Source organism: Piscirickettsia salmonis LF-89 = ATCC VR-1361 (assembly GCF_000297215.2).
Classification (GTDB): domain Bacteria; phylum Pseudomonadota; class Gammaproteobacteria; order Piscirickettsiales; family Piscirickettsiaceae; genus Piscirickettsia; species Piscirickettsia salmonis.
The window spans coordinates 22,726-39,559 of sequence record NZ_AMFF02000020.1 but is presented as its reverse complement, the minus strand read 5'-3'; the positions used below and the strand labels follow the sequence as shown (position 1 = coordinate 39,559).

17 protein-coding genes and 1 tRNA gene are annotated in these 16,834 nt (G+C 42.1%); 3 read left to right on the top strand and 15 right to left on the bottom strand.

Going from position 1 to position 16,834, the window contains the following annotated elements:
* Positions 1-4: 4 nt before the first annotated feature.
* From nuoG to tpiA, 10 genes are all read right to left on the bottom strand, one after another.
* Positions 5-2,398 carry an NADH-quinone oxidoreductase subunit NuoG gene (gene nuoG / locus C200_RS02375; RefSeq protein ID WP_016209249.1) on the bottom strand — a complete coding sequence of 798 codons (2,394 nt, stop codon included), beginning with the start codon at positions 2,396-2,398 and terminating at the stop codon, positions 5-7.
* 49 nt (positions 2,399-2,447) lie between these two features.
* Positions 2,448-3,737: an NADH-quinone oxidoreductase subunit NuoF gene (gene nuoF, locus C200_RS02370; RefSeq protein ID WP_016209307.1), complete on the bottom strand. Its 1,290-nt coding sequence runs from the start codon at positions 3,735-3,737 to the stop codon at positions 2,448-2,450.
* 6 nt (positions 3,738-3,743) lie between these two features.
* Positions 3,744-4,253: an NADH-quinone oxidoreductase subunit NuoE family protein gene (locus tag C200_RS02365; protein WP_032126234.1), complete on the bottom strand. Its 510-nt coding sequence runs from the start codon at positions 4,251-4,253 to the stop codon at positions 3,744-3,746.
* The gene (locus C200_RS02360) at positions 4,253-5,506 is read right to left on the bottom strand and encodes an NADH-quinone oxidoreductase subunit D (protein WP_016209278.1); all 1,254 of its coding nucleotides are present in this window, start codon (positions 5,504-5,506) and stop codon (positions 4,253-4,255) included. Before C200_RS02360 ends, C200_RS02365 begins: the two co-directional genes overlap by 1 nt.
* 1 nt (position 5,507) lies before the next feature.
* Entirely contained in the window at positions 5,508-6,185 is a 678-nt protein-coding gene (locus C200_RS02355; protein WP_016209242.1) for an NADH-quinone oxidoreductase subunit C, read from the bottom strand.
* 17 nt (positions 6,186-6,202) lie between these two features.
* Positions 6,203-6,688, bottom strand: coding sequence for a NuoB/complex I 20 kDa subunit family protein (locus C200_RS02350; protein ID WP_016209262.1), 486 nt, complete (start codon positions 6,686-6,688; stop codon positions 6,203-6,205).
* Complete coding sequence (gene ndhC / locus C200_RS02345; RefSeq protein ID WP_016209283.1) at positions 6,679-7,047, bottom strand: NADH-quinone oxidoreductase subunit A; 369 nt, start codon at positions 7,045-7,047, stop codon at positions 6,679-6,681. Before ndhC ends, C200_RS02350 begins: the two co-directional genes overlap by 10 nt.
* 530 nt (positions 7,048-7,577) lie before the next feature.
* A tRNA-Leu gene (locus C200_RS02340) sits at positions 7,578-7,664 on the bottom strand.
* A 68-nt stretch (positions 7,665-7,732) separates the two neighbouring features.
* Positions 7,733-8,083 carry a preprotein translocase subunit SecG gene (gene secG / locus C200_RS02335; RefSeq protein WP_016209290.1) on the bottom strand — a complete coding sequence of 117 codons (351 nt, stop codon included), beginning with the start codon at positions 8,081-8,083 and terminating at the stop codon, positions 7,733-7,735.
* A 13-nt stretch (positions 8,084-8,096) separates the two neighbouring features.
* Positions 8,097-8,858 (bottom strand): triose-phosphate isomerase, encoded by a 762-nt coding sequence (gene tpiA, locus C200_RS02330; protein ID WP_016209286.1) that lies wholly within the window; start codon positions 8,856-8,858, stop codon positions 8,097-8,099.
* A gap of 302 nt (positions 8,859-9,160) precedes the next feature.
* On the opposite strand from tpiA, the gene C200_RS02325 reads away from it, so the two are divergent.
* Positions 9,161-10,528, top strand: coding sequence for a hypothetical protein (locus C200_RS02325; RefSeq protein ID WP_016209266.1), 1,368 nt, complete (start codon positions 9,161-9,163; stop codon positions 10,526-10,528).
* A 79-nt stretch (positions 10,529-10,607) separates the two neighbouring features.
* Here C200_RS02325 and ampD read toward each other — a convergent pair whose 3' ends face one another.
* On the bottom strand, positions 10,608-11,150 hold the full coding sequence (gene ampD / locus C200_RS02320; RefSeq protein ID WP_032126233.1) for a 1,6-anhydro-N-acetylmuramyl-L-alanine amidase AmpD: 543 nt from the start codon (positions 11,148-11,150) through the stop codon (positions 10,608-10,610).
* 114 nt (positions 11,151-11,264) lie between these two features.
* Here ampD and nadC point away from each other — a divergent pair, with 114 nt between their 5' ends.
* Positions 11,265-12,098, top strand: a complete 834-nt coding sequence (gene nadC, locus C200_RS02315; RefSeq protein ID WP_016209287.1) for a carboxylating nicotinate-nucleotide diphosphorylase — start codon at positions 11,265-11,267, stop codon at positions 12,096-12,098.
* A gap of 21 nt (positions 12,099-12,119) precedes the next feature.
* The gene (locus tag C200_RS02310) at positions 12,120-12,713 is read left to right on the top strand and encodes a thymidine kinase (protein ID WP_016209268.1); all 594 of its coding nucleotides are present in this window, start codon (positions 12,120-12,122) and stop codon (positions 12,711-12,713) included.
* Here the strand turns inward: C200_RS02310 and C200_RS02305 are convergent.
* From C200_RS02305 to C200_RS02290, 4 genes are all read right to left on the bottom strand, one after another.
* Complete coding sequence (locus C200_RS02305) at positions 12,685-13,086, bottom strand: DUF423 domain-containing protein (RefSeq protein WP_016209295.1); 402 nt, start codon at positions 13,084-13,086, stop codon at positions 12,685-12,687. The two genes, C200_RS02310 and C200_RS02305, sit on opposite strands and share 29 nt — an antisense overlap.
* Positions 13,087-13,109: 23 nt before the next feature.
* Positions 13,110-14,120: an SGNH/GDSL hydrolase family protein gene (locus tag C200_RS02300; protein ID WP_016209305.1), complete on the bottom strand. Its 1,011-nt coding sequence runs from the start codon at positions 14,118-14,120 to the stop codon at positions 13,110-13,112.
* A gap of 66 nt (positions 14,121-14,186) precedes the next feature.
* On the bottom strand, positions 14,187-15,035 hold the full coding sequence (gene htpX, locus C200_RS02295) for a zinc metalloprotease HtpX (RefSeq protein ID WP_016209259.1): 849 nt from the start codon (positions 15,033-15,035) through the stop codon (positions 14,187-14,189).
* A gap of 116 nt (positions 15,036-15,151) precedes the next feature.
* Complete coding sequence (locus tag C200_RS02290) at positions 15,152-16,063, bottom strand: Nudix family hydrolase (protein WP_016209274.1); 912 nt, start codon at positions 16,061-16,063, stop codon at positions 15,152-15,154.
* Between the last annotated feature and the right edge of the window lie 771 nt (positions 16,064-16,834).

Below are 16,834 nucleotides of genomic sequence, written 5' to 3'. Positions count from 1 at the left end.
TCGATTAGTCCCGTATTAATTCAACAGAGCGGTAAGGCATGGCCAGATCAACAGCTGCTGCCGTGCCCACTGGAATCAGCACACTGCCATCAGGCACATGATCATCAACTACAACCGTATGCAAAGCAGATATGCCACCGTGCTTTATTTTCACACTATCACCGACAATAAAGCCTTTACGTTCTAGTGTTGCTACTGACATATATACCTGCTTTTTCGCTGCATCAGCAGTTTGCTGTAAATCACTCGCACGACGCACTAAAGCATCCACTGAATACAATGAAAGTTGCGGAATAAACGTCAGACCACCATCATTACCATAATTAAACGCTTTTAAGTTTTCAGTCATTTGCCAAGGCGCTGCACTCAAATCAGCCTGAGCGTGCATTAGCTCACGCTTAACCTCAGCAATAACATCAGTGCTGGACTCTTGATCAAAGCCGTCGATCTGTAAAAGATTACCAAGCACACGCAACACTTTCCAAGCAGGGCGGACATCACCTTTAGGCATTACCGCTGCCGCAAAGCTTTGCCAATCCCCTGCAGCATTAATTAATGTGCCTGAAGTTTCACTAAAAGGCGCAATGGGAAAAATAACATCGACATATTCATTCATGATGTGATTTTTAAATGGCAAGAGCGAAACAACAAAATCCGCATTTTTCACTGCATCAAGCGCCGCATGTGAATTTGCACAAGCAAAACTTGGTTCTGTATTCAATAAGAAATAGAGCTTTAATTTTTTCTCAAGCATCTCTTGAGTATGGTAACCCGCAGCATCTCCAATCACATGACCTGCAACCAGACGGTGAGGTACAGCGCCGCTTAACCAAGCACCTGCACTATTTGATCCTTCGGTTAATAATAATACTTTAGCCTTAGTTATTCTTGCTAATTCAAAAGCCAGCGCTCTAAATAAAGCCGCCTCAGGCGAGGTCAGTGCATAATAGCCTAACGTAATCGTTGCTTTTTCAGCCTCTAGTAATTCACTCGCAATGCGCTCTGCTTTCGCCTGATCACCGGCGGCAGTGTTTACAATATCAACCAGCGAGGCATCCGCTGTCACCGCTGCTTTTTGTGCGGCATGTTTAACTATCAAAGCCAAGGCATTTAGCCACGTTGTCAATGGCACAACCCACTGCTTTACATCAAAACTATAAGTAAAAGTCAAAGGCGATAGAGCAGAAACAGCAGCGCCGCCTACCGCGGCTTTACGTACTCGATGCGCAGCAATCGGCACTTCTTTATGAATATTGCTACCAATTAGCAACAGTGCATTTTGATCATCAAGCTCAGCAATTGAGCCATCAAAACGTGGATACAACGGTGCAGCATATTGGTCAGAAAAATCAATATCACGCAACCGGTGATCAATATTATGTGAGCCCAATCCGCGCATAAGCTTTTGCAGTAAATAAAGCTCTTCAACAGAGCAACTGGGTGAGGCTAAAGCGCCAAGCTGCTCAGGACCATGCTCTTTGACTGTTTCATGCATACGTGCAGCGACGATATTTAATGCATCTTGCCATTCAACTTCCGTCCACACTCCATTGCGCTTAACCTGAGGTTTATAAACACGCTCAGAACTCTCCAGTCCCTTATAAGAAAAGCGATCGCGATCAGAAATCCAAACTTCATTTAAGCTTTCATTCTCACGCGGGGCCACGCTCATGACATCACTGCGACGGGTATGAATCGCAATATTCGAGCCGATGCAATCATGCGGTGCAATACTTTCTAAAGCACTAACCTCCCAAGCACGGGCAGTAAACCGTGAAGGCTTAGCCGTTAAAGCGCCGACAGGACATACATCAATCACATTGCCCGACATTTCAGAGTTCACACTATGCTTAATAAAAGTACCAATTTCAGAGTGCTCACCACGGCCAGTCATACCCAGCTCGCGAATTCCGGCAATTTCAGTGCCAAAACGTACGCAACGCGTACATTGAATACAGCGTGTTAATTCTGTTGAAATTAACGGGCCAATATTTTTATCGCTAACAGAGCGCTTGCCTTCAACATAGCGTGAACTATCACTACCATAGCCCATTGCAAGATCTTGTAACTCACACTGCCCCCCTTGATCACAAATAGGACAGTCCAATGGGTGATTAATTAATAAAAACTCCATCACTGATTTTTGTGATGCAATCGCTAGCGGCGATTTAGTAAAAACTTTCATACCGTCAGTGACTGGGGTTGCACAAGCCGGCATCGGCTTGCGCCCATTTTCAACTTCGATTAAACACATTCTGCAATTTGCAGCCACCGATAGTTTTTTATGGTAGCAAAAGCGTGGAATACGAATGCCAGCTTCGTCAGCCGCTTCAATAATCATTGAGCCTTGCTGAACTTCTAGCTTTTCACCATCGATTTCAATTTGAACTGTTGACATTGATTGATCATTCCAATTTCAAATTAATTTTAAATACAACAAACTTAGTTTAGGCTGCAACCATGCTACGCTTATGCTCAATCCAATATTCAAATTCATGCCTAAATTTTTGAATATAACTTTGCACCGGCCATGCTGCTGCATCACCCAGGCCACAAATCGTGTGGCCTTCAATTTTTCCAGCCACCGCAACCACTTTTTCTAGATCTTCTGGCCGCCCTTGACCTGAGACAATCCGCTTTAAAATACGTGACATCCAACCAGTACCTTCGCGACATGGCGTGCATTGCCCACATGACTCTTCATAGTAAAAATGTGCAATACGTGCAAGCAACTCCGCCATATCTTGGGTCTCATCAATGATAACAACCGCTCCAGAACCTAACATTGAGCCAGCTTTACCAATTGAATCATAGTCCATAGTGACATCGTTAAGCATGATATCCCCAGGCACAATTTTTGATGAGCTACCACCTGGAATCACCGCCTTTAAACGATTGCCATTGCGTACACCACCGGCCAGTGCTAATAAATCTTTAAACGAAGTCCCTAAGGGAACTTCATAATTACCCGGCTTATTGACATGACCTGAAACACTAAAAATTTTACAACCCCCGTTATTGGGTTTACCTAATTCTAAAAACCATTGCCCGCCATGTTGTAAAATCACCGGCACAGAAGCATACGTCTCAGTATTATTAATGTTCGTCGGTCGTCCATATAAGCCATAGCCAGCTGGAAACGGCGGCTTAAAGCGCGGCTGACCTTTTTTACCTTCTAACGAATTTAAAAGTGCCGTCTCTTCACCACAAATATATGCCCCTGCCCCATGGGCAGTAAACATATCAAAATCAATCCCTGAACCTAAAATATCATTGCCCAGTAGGCCCGCAGCACGTGCTTCTTCTAAAGCCAGATCACAGCGTCTAATTGGCTCAATAAACTCACCACGTACATAGTTATAGCCCACTGTCGCACCAACAACATAGCCAGCTATCGCCATCCCTTCAATCAGCTGATGAGGGTTGTAACGCATAATATCCCGATCATGGCAAGTTCCAGGCTCACCTTCATCGGAATTACAAACCACATATTTTTGCCCCGGCGCATTGCGCGGCATAAAGCTCCATTTAAGCCCTGTTGGAAATCCCGCACCGCCACGCCCGCGTAATGCCGATGTTTTGAGCTCTTCAATAATTTCCTCAGGTGGGGTTTTTTCTTTTAAAATACGCCGCCATACTGAATAACCACCGATACTTTCATAACTGGCCAACGTCCACGGCTGATCTAAACCTAATGAGCGAAAACAGACTAAATTTTGTTGGATACTGATACTCATGATTGACTACTCCAGATTATCCAAAATTTGATCAACACGCTCAGGCGTTAACTTTTCGTGATAATCATCACCAATTTGTAACATCGGTGCATTCACGCACGCACCCAGGCACTCGACTTCTTTAATACTAAATTTACCATCTGGAGTAACATCCCCCCCCATTTTAACGCCTAAACGCCGCTCTAAATGCTCAACAATTTTATCAGAGCCATTTAACATGCATGAAATATTAGTACATACACAAATCTTGTGCTGCCCTACCGGCTTGTGCTCATACATCGAATAAAACGTTGCCACTTCATAGACCGCAATCGCTGGCATATCTAAATAATCAGCCACCGCATCCATCAGCACATTGGTTAAATAACCATTATTTTCTTTTTGAACAACCATCAAGGCAGCAAGAGATGCTGACTGCTTTTGATCATGAGGAAACTTAGTGAGCCAATAATCAATTTGCTCACGCATCGTAATTGTTAAACCGTCTAAACTGTGTAAACCGTTTTCTATGGACATTAGCGGTCAACCTCTCCAAATACCAAATCTTGTGTTGCAATTAACGCAGGCACATCAGCCAACATATGACCACGTAATAACTCATCCATAGCAGCCAGATGGGCAAAACCACTGCTACGAATTTTGACACGATACGGCTTATTTGACCCATCAGAAACAAGATAAATACCAAACTCACCCTTCGGATGTTCTACGGCGCTGTACACCTCACCGGCAGGACAAGTAAAGCCTTCAGTAAATAATTTAAAATGGTGAATCAATGACTCCATATCACTTTTCACCTCAGCACGCTTTGGTGGGGCAATTTTATGGTCATCAACCATTACTGGGCCTGGATTTTTCTGTAACCATTCGATGCACTGACGCATAATATGATTAGATTGACGCATTTCTTCAACACGGACCAAATAACGATCATAGCAATCTCCCTTGCTTCCCACCGGAATATCAAAGTCCAACTGATCATATACTTCATAAGGTTGCTTTTTGCGCAGATCCCATTCTACACCACAAGCACGCAACATCGGACCTGAAAAACCAAGGTTCAGTGCTCGCTCAGCAGAGACTTCAGTAATCCCGACCGTGCGCTGTTTCCAGATCCGGTTATCTGTTAATAACGTTTCATAATCATCAACACAGGATGGAAAACGTTCAGTAAAATCCCAGAGAAAGTCCAGCAAAGAGCCTTGGCGATTTTGATTTAGCTTGGCAACCTCTTTCTCATTACGCCAGCGTGAAGCCTCATACTGCGGCATGCGCTCTGGCAAGTCACGATAAACACCGCCTGGACGCAGATAGGTCGCATGCATACGCGCACCAGATACTGCTTCATAGCAATCCATAAGGTCTTCACGCTCACGAAATGCATACAAAAAGACCGTCATCGCCCCTAAGTCTAGAGCCGTTGAACCAATGCCCATTAAATGATTTAAAATGCGGGTAATTTCGGAAAATAAGACTCGGATATATTGTGCCCGAATCGGCGCCTCTATCCCCAGTAATTTTTCAATGGCCATAACATAGGCGTGTTCATTACACATCATAGAAACATAATCGAGCCGATCCATATAACCAATGCTTTGATTATAAGGTTTGGTCTCTGCAAGTTTTTCTGTACCACGATGTAATAAGCCAATATGAGGGTCTGCACGCACAACCGTCTCGCCATCAAGCTCTAAAATTAGTCGTAAGACACCATGTGCCGCCGGATGCTGAGGCCCAAAGTTAATCGTATAATTTCGAAACTCAGACATGTTACTTTTCTCCTGCCGTCAAACGTGTGTCATAGCGATTATCATGGCGAATCACTTTCGGCACCAAAACACGCGGTTCAATTTCAACAGGTTCATAGACCACACGTTCATCTTTAGCGTCATAACGCATTTCAACATAACCACTTAATGGAAAGTCTTTTCGAAATGGGTGACCAATAAAACCATAGTCCGTCAAGATACGGCGTAAATCAGGATGACCATCAAACAGTAGCCCATACATATCAAATGCTTCACGTTCAAACCAATTCGCACTACTCCAAATCTCATTCACCGATGGCAAAATCAGCGTATCTTGATCAGGAAATACCTTTAGACGCAAACGGATATTATTTTTAATCGACATTAAATGATAAACAGCAGCAAAACGTTTACCATCACCCTTTTCAGGTGTTTCTAACTGACGCACACCACGCTCAAAACCAGTTGCCGTCGCCGAATCCGTGGTCCACTCATCTTTACCGTAATATAAATAATCTATGCCACACACATCGATTAGAACTTCAAAACACAGCGTCTGATCATCACGCAATCGTTGCGCAAACTTCAATAAATACTGAGCAGGGACTTCCAGGGTTAATTCATTAAACTCTACTTTTGAGCCAAGATTAAACTCATTAACACACGACTCAAGGAGCGTAACCAGTTCTTGTAATTCCATACCTATATTAACCTTGTTTATTGCCGTGCAATAGTATTGGTACGACGAATCTTATTTTGCAACTGAATAATGCCATACAACAAAGCTTCTGCAGTCGGCGGACAACCTGGCACATAGACATCCACCGGCACAATACGATCACAACCACGCACAACAGAATAAGAATAATGATAATAGCCACCACCATTGGCACATGAACCCATAGAAATCACCCATTTGGGGCCTGCCATTTGATCATAGACACGTCGTAATGCTGGCGCCATTTTATTGCACAAGGTGCCAGCGACGATCATCACATCCGATTGACGTGGACTTGGACGAAAAATCACACCAAAGCGATCTAAGTCATAGCGCGACGCACCCGCTTGCATCATCTCAACAGCACAGCAAGCTAAACCAAAAGTCACCGGCCACATGGAGCCTGTACGCACCCAATTCACTAACTTATCTGCAGAAGTCGTAACAAAGCCATCACGCTTTAAAATAGTATTGGCTACTCCCATTCAAGCGCCCCTTTCTTCCACTCATAAATAAACCCAACCACAAGCAAAGCAAGAAAAACGAACATTGCTGTAAAGCCATACCAGCCTATTTTATTGAGTGCTACTGCCCAAGGCAGCATGAACGCCACCTCAAGATCAAAGACAATAAAAAGTATAGCAACAAGATAAAAACGCACGTCGAACTTCATCCGTGCATCTTCGAACGGTGCAAAACCACACTCGAACGCGTCTTCTTTCGCCTTACTTTTTTGTTCTAGACCAAGAATTTTTCCAGCAACAGCGCTTGCGATCATCGGCGCCATGCCAAACAATGCTCCTATAATCAGGAACAATAATATCGGACCATAATTATCTAACATGGTATTACCCCAAATACCAAAAGGACATGTTTATACTTTCGATTTAAATTGTTATCAATGTTAATAAGTATAAACAAGTTTATTAAACTGACAAAAGTCTGGAAAGATATTAAACAAAAAGAGACCATTATACAAATAAAAAAAGGCTTTTTCACTTCTTGAACAATGATATAGCCAGCTATAAAGCACTCATTTTTGCACACTATCACCTTTAAATAGCAAGACTCTCACACTATTTATGTAATATTTCTCAACCAACAAAAAGTTTTAACTCAAGCGCATTCAAAATTAAGATATAAAATACGAAACCATACGAAATCACTAAACGTTCTATAATATATTTACATTTTTTATCATTCTCTACATCTTAACACCAAAGCTGAAGCCAACCTTATAAATTAAATTAAATCTTTTTAAAGATAGATAATTTAAAGGTAATAAAAATTTAAATTATAAATAACATTGCCATGCAGTGAATTATTAAAATTTGCAGGCAATAAAAAAGGCGATCTCAAATCGCCTCTTAAACTTGGTGCCGAAGGCCGGACTCGAACCGGCACGACCGTTAGGTCACCACCCCCTCAAGATGGCGTGTCTACCAATTTCACCACTTCGGCAAAAATTTCATTGCGCTACAAGCGCGTAGCGCCATTTTACTGTTATTTTAGTAAGATGCAAGTGCTAATTATTTTTTAACTCCGCTTTCATCAGTCGTTCGAGCGGATACCGGTGTTGTCGCTTCTTGCAATGCCGCCGCTGGCGCCGCCGTTGTTTTTACCGTAGCAGATGCGGGTGATAATTGTCCCTGCTGCGCCGCCATCCGCCCCAACACCAAACAAATTACAAAGAAAACCAAAGCACACATCGCTGTTGCTTTTACCAAAAACGAAGCGGCCCCCGCACTGCCAAATACCGTCTGTGAAGCACCAGTACCAAAAGAAGCCCCTGCAGTCGCTCCTTTACCTTGCTGTATCAAAATCAATACAATCATCACAACCGCTGCAACAATTAACAAAATCAATAGTATTTGTTCCACATTTTACCTCAAATTAACCATTAGCCACCTGACAAATTGTGACAAACTCATCGACCTGCAAAGAAGCACCACCAACTAATCCACCATCAACATCAGGTTGTTGTAGAATTTCAACAGCATTGCTTGCCCTCACACTGCCACCATATAAAATCTGCATATTTTGAGCAAGCGTTGCATCATAGTTACTCAGTACGCCGCGCAAAAAGCCATGCGCACCTTGCACATCGGCAGGCTCTGCTGCAACACCGCTACCAATCGCCCACACCGGCTCATACGCGATGACACTCCTTGCAAAAGCATTCACACCTGCGTAGTCAATCACAGTCTGTACCTGCGTGCTCACTATCTCTTGCATGTTGCCCGCTTGGCGCTGTTCTAATGTCTCGCCAACACATAATACCGGAATCAAACCTTGTGCCTGAACAGCAACAAATTTTTTTGCAACAATGTCATTGCTTTCTGCATGATAACTACGACGCTCTGAGTGCCCAACCAGCACATACTGACAATCTAAATCGTGCAGCATCGCCGACGCAACTTCACCCGTATGCGCACCTGTTTCATGCAAGCTTACATCTTGAGCTCCAAGACTCACTTTAGACCCAGACTCTTTTAATAACGCCGTCATTGTCTCTAAATAAACAAAAGCAGGACAAACTGCAACATCCACCTTAGACAAGCTTTTAACACCTTCAGAAACACCACATAATAATGCCGTCAATTCACGACGACAACCATTCATCTTCCAGTTTCCCATCACTAGCTTCTGGCGCATCTTCACCCTCCTTAAATAAATCTTTTTAATAAAGCAGCGTGTTCTTCAAGCAGCTGCCCGCGCGCGAGTAACGAAATATAGCACATATTGCAACACGGCAGCAAAACACAAAGCAACACTAAAAAACTAATCTTTATATTTTAAACATTCATTTTAACAACCAAACAATACTCACAGCCTAGCAGCCAAAGCACTCGCTTTTGAATTGAATAAACGATCACCTGTTATATAATAAAACCCTCAACATTAGGGCGTTAAAATATAACGTCTTAAAAAGAAATACACCGAAAGGGCTACTTATAGTGAAAAAATTTATTTACAGCACCATAACTATTATTGCTATCGCCAGCACAGTTTACGCCATTGCAGATTATCAAGCCCAAAAAATGGTAAAAAAAGAGCTAGATCAATGGATTCAATCACAAACCGAGGAAAATAATAATAGCCAAATTTCAGCCATTCACTATGGCCAAATCGATACTAACGGTTTCTTCTTCTTCACTCACCATGCTAGCATTCACGACATTCACGTTCAATTTAAAAATTTCACTACCAAAACACAAACACTGTCTTTGCAGTTTCCAGAGTTAACTATCGGCACACTCGCATTTACTGCAACCGAGCATGCACTGGCAGAAATAAAATTTTCAAATATCACTTTAAGCAGCAAAAATTCAAAAATAACAGGCTATTTAAAACAACTCGAATCTTCACTCAACGGTCAGCCTGTCGGTTTTGCCAGCTATAACTATGATCAAAACAGCCAAACAGAAACATTAAATATCGACATTAAAGCTGGGCCTCAATCTCAGCCGATATTTACTCTTAGCGAACGTGGGCAGCAAGTCCCAATAGCCTACACTTTACCCAAAAATTGGGCGCGCTCTTTCAAACACAATCATACAAGCCTAACGCAAACATTCAAACAAATACAACAAGAGATCGTCAATAACACAGGGCTTTATAACATCGAGTTCCACCTTGACATTCCTAAGCTTAACCTTCCCGTCACAGTCCAAAATTACCTAAAGCAACTTGGTTATCACAAAACTCAGCCACTCACCTTAGAGATTACCGGCACAACCAGTAATGCTCAACCCAGTAAAATAACAACAACACAGGTTCATGGCTTTGCTAAATTACCTAAAGCTGCCACAACACACTTTAGCTACTCATTAACCACTCACAGTGAAAAAATTGCTAAAGAAATAAATAAATTACTCGATCAATCCCCACAAAATACCAACACTAAAACTAAGCAGCAGCAACAAGCACTGGCAACCCATCTACTGGCTATCGAAGGACGCAATATTTTCTTAAATAATTTAGAACTTAGCTATCAAGACCACTCGTTGCTATCACGAATCTACCAAGAAAATGCAACACATATGAAAACAGCAACAGGATTACCCGCGACAACTCAAGATGTTGCTACCTTATATGCAGCACTCATTCAAAGCGCACAATTAAACCCAGCATTTACACCCTACCAAACAGCACTAGCGCAGTTTTTCCAAGACCCACAAGAACTCAAGCTCGCTATTGAACCAGAAAAGCCATTATCATTATTTCAAATTTTCTTTTTTGCTACTCACAAACAAGAAGCCAAGCTCATTCACGCATTAAATGCAAAACTCACCCATCATGTCAACCTAAAACTAAAGATATAACCACTCAATTTCAGGCAGCAAATTGACGTTTAGCTGCCTACACCATAATTGAGCTCAGGCCTACCTTTATCACTCATTGTTAAAGCAACTGTTTAAAATAATCCCAGTCAAAGCTTGGCCCAGGGTCAGTTTTTCGCCCGGGGGCGATATGTTCATGGCCAGCAATATGTGCTTTAGATAACTTTGGAAAATAATCAATCAAAGTTTGGCAAAGCTCAGCAAGCATACGATATTGAATCTTTTCATAAGCAATATCATCGGTACCTTCAACTTCAATGCCAACAGAGAAATCGTTACAGTTATCCCGCCCCTGATAGCAAGACACTCCAGCATGCCAAGCCCGCTGACCCACTGGGACAAATTGAATAATAGCCCCATCACGACGAATAAAGAAATGACTCGAAACTTTTAAGCCGATTAAATCATGGTAACTTGCATGCTGACTGCAATCCAAACAGTTAGTAAATAAACGCTCAACATCCATGCTGCCAAACTCTCCTGCGGGCAAGCTGATATTATGCACCACAATTAAGCTAACGTCTGCACCTTCCGGCCGCTCATTACAATTAGGGCTGGCAATATAGTTTGCCTGATCCAAACACCCCTGTGAATCAATTTGCATAAACACTTCTCCCCCTTCTTCTTTAAATTTAGTGTACAATATGGCCTCTTTGGACCGTAAGAACAATGACCAATCAGCCAAAAAACTAAAGGCTAAAATAAAGAGAGTGAGGCGATGCGCGAACCAATCCATACTGTCATCAGCAACAATGTACGCTCCGCATTAAGTGAAGACATTGCCAGTGGTGATATTACGGCGTTACTCATCGATGAGAAAAAAAACGCAACAGCCGACGTCATCACCCGTGAAAATGCAATTATCTCCGGCACACGTTGGGTCAATGAAACATTCTTACAAGTCGATCCAACAACTCAAATAGAATGGCACGTTGCCGATGGCGATCAAGTGATTACCAACCAACACTTATTTACGGTAACAGGCTCAGCCCGTAGTTTACTTACCGCAGAACGCACCGCACTTAACTTTCTGCAAACCCTTTCAGCCACAGCAACTATCACAGCCTACTACGCGAGAACTCTTGAGAGTTACTCAACGAAAATTCTTGATACCCGTAAAACGCTGCCAGGACTACGCATCGCACAAAAGCAAGCTGTTCTCGACGGTGGCGGCACCAATCACCGCATCGGCCTTGATGACGCCTTTTTAATTAAAGAAAATCATATCCTCTCCTGCGGCAGTATTGAGCAAGCCGTATCCTCCGCTAAAAAACTCGCCCCCAGCAAACCGGTCGAAGTTGAAGTAGAATCCCTGATAGAACTTGCAGAGGCATTAAACGCACAAGCCGATATCATTATGCTTGATAATTTTGACCTGCAGATGATGCAACAGGCAGTTAGCCTCACCGCCGGGCGCGCCAAATTAGAAGCTTCAGGAGAAATGACCCCTGAACGTTTAGAAGCCGTTGCCAGCACCGGCGTTGACTATATTTCTTCTGGCAACCTCACTAAACATATCCAATCTATTAATTTATCAATGCGTTTTAAATAAACTCAAAATCAAGATATCAATATGGCAAAACTTTATTTTTATTATTCAGCAATGAATGCCGGGAAATCGACAACCTTATTGCAATCTAGCTATAATTACCAAGAATCCGGCATGAATACGCTGTTATTTACCCCACATATTGATAATCGAGCGGCGTGCGGCCGTATTCATTCGCGTATTGGCATTGGCGCTGACGCCATCTCTTTTACTGATAGTGATAACCTCTACCAGCTGACAAAAAAACAATTAAAACAAGAAAAAATACATTGCATTTTAATTGATGAAGCTCAATTTCTCACTAAAAATCAAGTTTTCCAACTGACAGAAATTACTGATCAATTAAATATTCCCGTGCTTAGCTATGGTCTGCGCACTGACTTTCTCGGCGAACCTTTTACCGGTAGCCAATATTTATTGGCCTGGGCGGATGTACTCAACGAAATTAAAACCGTCTGTCACTGTGGCCGCAAGGCGACTATGGTCATCCGCCTCGATGAGCACGGCAGCCCCGTCAAAACAGGTGCACAAATTGAAATTGGTGGCAATGACAAATATATTTCCATGTGCAGAAAACACTTTAAAGCAGCTATTTATGGTGAGGCTGATAACGCATAAATGTCCAGGCCAAGAGCCCCCAAGCAATGATCCAACACATACCACCTATAGGTGTCAGTAGTCCAAGCCACGACCAAGCACCATGAAAAATGACGAAGATATATAGACTGCCTGAGAACAAAACGATACCAGCTGCCAGCAAAAAGGCAACACTGATCAGCCGTTTACATGGCTGGTAATCCAATAACAAGATACCAATTAAAATCAAACCTAAGCTATGATAAAGCTGGTAATTTACCGCAATCTGATAGGTATACAGCGCCTGTGCCGTTAAAACACCAGTTAAAACATGTGTACCAACAGCACCTAAAATAACACTGATCAACATACTCAGCGCACCCCAACCAATCACTTTTTGGCCAACAACCATCATCAAGCTAACCTTTGCATTATTGATTAACTCATAGCTTGCACATCGCTGAGTATTGCCTTGGCAATAATCTGGCTACCCAGCCAAGCCGGGTGCCTTGTATCCCAAAATAAATAATTAGGGCAGTTCTCTTTTACAGCTTTTTGATCCTCTTGACATACCTTGGCTAAATTATGAATTTTAAGTGCCTCAAAGGGCGGTTTTTTCATATAAATATCTTCAAACAGCTTCGCTGCACCAACAATCACTGGCTGCACTTTATAAGGCATTAGCGCCTGGATACTATCATCTTTTAAGTGTTGATTAAAATGACGGGTAATAAAAGTGACCAACCCTTTTAAATATTTTTTCTGCACTAATGCCGGGGTATACGCCACATTAGGTAAATTAATAATAATAATATGCCGCGCACCTGCGTTTGCCAATTTTGCTGCAGCATCAGCAATATTCTGTGCCGGCGACCAGGCTATCCTCGTCCAACGCAAACTTATCACATTCGCAATATTATTAAACATATCATTGCCACCCGCCCATAAAAAATAAACAGCCTTCGGGTCTGCTTGACCTTGGTGAGCATCCAAATATAAACCTACCTGCTTCGCTAAGCCTGGAATACACAACGGCCGCTGACTTGGCTCACTGCACTCTTTTAATACTTGCCCTTGGCGATTCGTATACACATCACCCGTCACCGCACTTGCCCAGGCATAATCCAGTGATGCTTGAGGTGTTATTTGATGGTTTTTCTGATTAATCACACCAGAGGCAACAACAAAAGGCGAAGAAAAATTACCCTGATCATACAATTCCCGCGTGATAATTTGCGGCCAAATAACACCAACACTACCGCCATAATAAGCACGGTCTCCTTGATATGGGTTAGTCACCGGCACATAAGGCTCAGACGACCCCACTGGATAATTACCTACATCCGATAAACTATCGCCAAAAAAAATGGCTTTATTCACCTCTGCAGGCACAGCATAACTAACTACAACAAATAACAACGACCAGCAAAAAATCAGCCAAACACGCACAAGCCACTCCCTTCCTATAACCATCAATTCAAATATTTGATAACGCATTTGACTTAAACAGACCAGTTACTGCTTTTTTGCCATCTGTTGTAAACGGCGAATACGCTCTTCTAACGGTGGATGAGTAGAAAACCATCTCATCATCTCGCGACCACTTAAAGGATTCACAATAAACATATGGGCCGTGGCTGGATGTTCATCTGCCTGACGCATAGGCTGGCGTTGATTCGCCGACGCTAATTTCTCTAAAGCACTGGCAAGCCATAACGGATTACCACACAACTCAGCACCCCCTCGATCAGCAGCAAATTCACGCGAACGTGAAACAGCCATCTGTATCAATGATGCTGCAACCGGCGCCAAAATAGCCATCACCAAAGTTGCAATCGGCCCAGGGCCTTCTTCATCAGAGCTCCTAAAAAAGCTAAATAATAAGGCAATATTCGCGATCGCCCCTATCGCTCCGGCTAACGTCGCACTGACAGTACCAATTAAAGTATCACGGTGACGAACATGGGCCATCTCATGGGCCATTACACCCGCGAGTTCCTCACGGCTGAGCATTTGAATTAAGCCCTCAGTTGCTGCAACCGCAGCATTTTCAGGGTTACGCCCCGTTGCAAACGCATTCGGTGTTTGATCAGGGACTAAATACACTTTGGGCATTGGCATATTGCCACGATGTGCTAACTCTTCTACGGTTTGATACAACTCTGGTGCATCATAAGGACCCACTTCTTGGGCACGATACATTTTTAACACCAATTGATCAGAAAACCAATACGCACTAAAGTTCATAATAACGGCAAAGATGATGGCAATAAACAAACCAACTTGGCCTGCCAACACACTACCGATCACTAATAATAACGCAGTTAAGGCTGCAAGTAAGACAGCGGTTTTTACCCCATTCATAGGCTCACCCTCACATCAATATTTTATAGCTACCTGCATCTACTTAAATTAAGCACTACACATTTCAACTTCAACATCAGTATAAATTATCAACCTTCGTTAAGGAAGTTCAACTCTTAACAAAACAACCGAATCCCAGCCACCCCTTGGCCACCAAGTCGCTTAACCTGATCCATATAATGCCATTCCATACCTCCTAAGGCATACACCGGAAAATTAACATTTTTTACCAGGTTCTCGAACTGCGACCAACCTAAATGTTCTGCACCTCGATGAGAAGGGGTCGGCAATACGGGTGATAATACCGCAAAATTAAGATTCAGCGCCTCTGCTTTTTTTAACTCGGCAAGGTTATGACAAGACGCTGCAGCAAAATTAATATCAGCGAGCATAGATAAATCACAGTCCATCAACTCACTCGCACGCAAGTGCACGCCTACCTCTAAACGCTTAGCCAACAGCAGATCCTTGACTAATAACCGCGCATGATGCTCTAAGCACAAATTATGTAGTTTTATAGTCACAGCCTCACTATAATCACCACGAAGCTGAATTAACTTTACCTTTTTATCTAATTGCGTTTTAACATGAGAAAGTAGCGCCTCATCACTTAAATGAAGCGGAGTAATGCAATAACGCTCTGGCAAACACAGTGCTTTAATAATCGGTAAGCTCGCTTTGGGCATATCTAAAGAAAAAAGCGCACGTTTATCCTGCCACTGAATATTTTGCCCTTCTGCGCCTATTGGCTCACCAGAGTATTTAAGCACACGAAACGTCGACAAACAGACACGTACATTAGGATAATCATGGCGAACTTCAATTAAAGGCTCTGCATGCTCTACACAAATGCCAACTTCTTCTTGCAATTCACGCTTAAGTGCACATAGCGCACCTTCACCTTCTTCAAGTTTACCTCCGGGAAACTCCCACAACCCACCTTGATCAACATGCTTGGGCCGCAATGCAGTAAACACTTGCCCTTGCTTATTTTCAATCACTCCAACTGCAACTTGAATAGATTTCACTTTTTTTTAACCCTTATGATCATTTAATTCAATATTCAACTTTTTATCACTTAATTCAACATTCATCTTTACTTAAAAATTACCAAGCCAAGTATACACTAAACGCTAAATCAAACTTGGCTCTTACAAAAAAAATACTTTTCAATATTTATGATCAAACTCAGCTAAAATCAGTAATATATCTATCTGTTTAATAATTATATTTCAATATATTTTTCTTTTATACCTAGCAAATAATCGAATCGATGATAATACAAATACAGTAGAAATCACCCTTATCATAACCTGTATTTTACTAAATTTAATCCTATCGTTTTAACCACACAGCACCATAGACAAACAGCACCAATATAAGCCATAGATAGATATAAATCCCAATTAAGCTCATATATTATGTAAATAATTAGTTTACTGCCTTTAGCTTAATATATAAACATTTACTCATATCATACAGTGAGTCAAACATGGTTACATATATTGGCACCAACAAAGCAACAAAGAATTAGGTAAATAGCCGTGATCACTAAGAAAAAAATAGCCACATTATTAGCAATATCATGTTTATCAATTGCTTCCTCATCTTTTACAGACCCAGAAGCCCATTGCCTTAAATATGTAACAACAGCCTTAAGCAAAGTTAAAATACCAACTCACCTTACGCACTGACATGATAAACGATGTATAATGAAATCTGATAGATACAGGGATTTCATCAGGAATGAATAAAGAGCTACTGGGTATTTATAGCGACTATTTAATTAGCCATAACCA

Excerpts from the sequence above, each read along its gene's own strand:
- nuoG (WP_016209249.1), bottom strand. The coding sequence starts at position 2,398 with ATGTCAACAGTTCAAATTGAAATCGATGGTGAAAAGCTAGAAGTTCAG.
- nuoF (WP_016209307.1), bottom strand. The coding sequence starts at position 3,737 with ATGAGTATCAGTATCCAACAAAATTTAGTCTGTTTTCGCTCATTAGGT.
- C200_RS02365 (WP_032126234.1), bottom strand. The coding sequence starts at position 4,253 with ATGTCCATAGAAAACGGTTTACACAGTTTAGACGGTTTAACAATTACG.
- C200_RS02360 (WP_016209278.1), bottom strand. The coding sequence starts at position 5,506 with ATGTCTGAGTTTCGAAATTATACGATTAACTTTGGGCCTCAGCATCCG.
- C200_RS02355 (WP_016209242.1), bottom strand. The coding sequence starts at position 6,185 with ATGGAATTACAAGAACTGGTTACGCTCCTTGAGTCGTGTGTTAATGAG.
- C200_RS02350 (WP_016209262.1), bottom strand. The coding sequence starts at position 6,688 with ATGGGAGTAGCCAATACTATTTTAAAGCGTGATGGCTTTGTTACGACT.
- ndhC (WP_016209283.1), bottom strand. The coding sequence starts at position 7,047 with ATGTTAGATAATTATGGTCCGATATTATTGTTCCTGATTATAGGAGCA.
- tpiA (WP_016209286.1), bottom strand. The coding sequence starts at position 8,858 with ATGCGCCAGAAGCTAGTGATGGGAAACTGGAAGATGAATGGTTGTCGT.
- ampD (WP_032126233.1), bottom strand. The coding sequence starts at position 11,150 with ATGCAAATTGATTCACAGGGGTGTTTGGATCAGGCAAACTATATTGCC.
- nadC (WP_016209287.1), top strand. The coding sequence starts at position 11,265 with ATGCGCGAACCAATCCATACTGTCATCAGCAACAATGTACGCTCCGCA.
- C200_RS02310 (WP_016209268.1), top strand. The coding sequence starts at position 12,120 with ATGGCAAAACTTTATTTTTATTATTCAGCAATGAATGCCGGGAAATCG.
- C200_RS02305 (WP_016209295.1), bottom strand. The coding sequence starts at position 13,086 with ATGATGGTTGTTGGCCAAAAAGTGATTGGTTGGGGTGCGCTGAGTATG.
- htpX (WP_016209259.1), bottom strand. The coding sequence starts at position 15,035 with ATGAATGGGGTAAAAACCGCTGTCTTACTTGCAGCCTTAACTGCGTTA.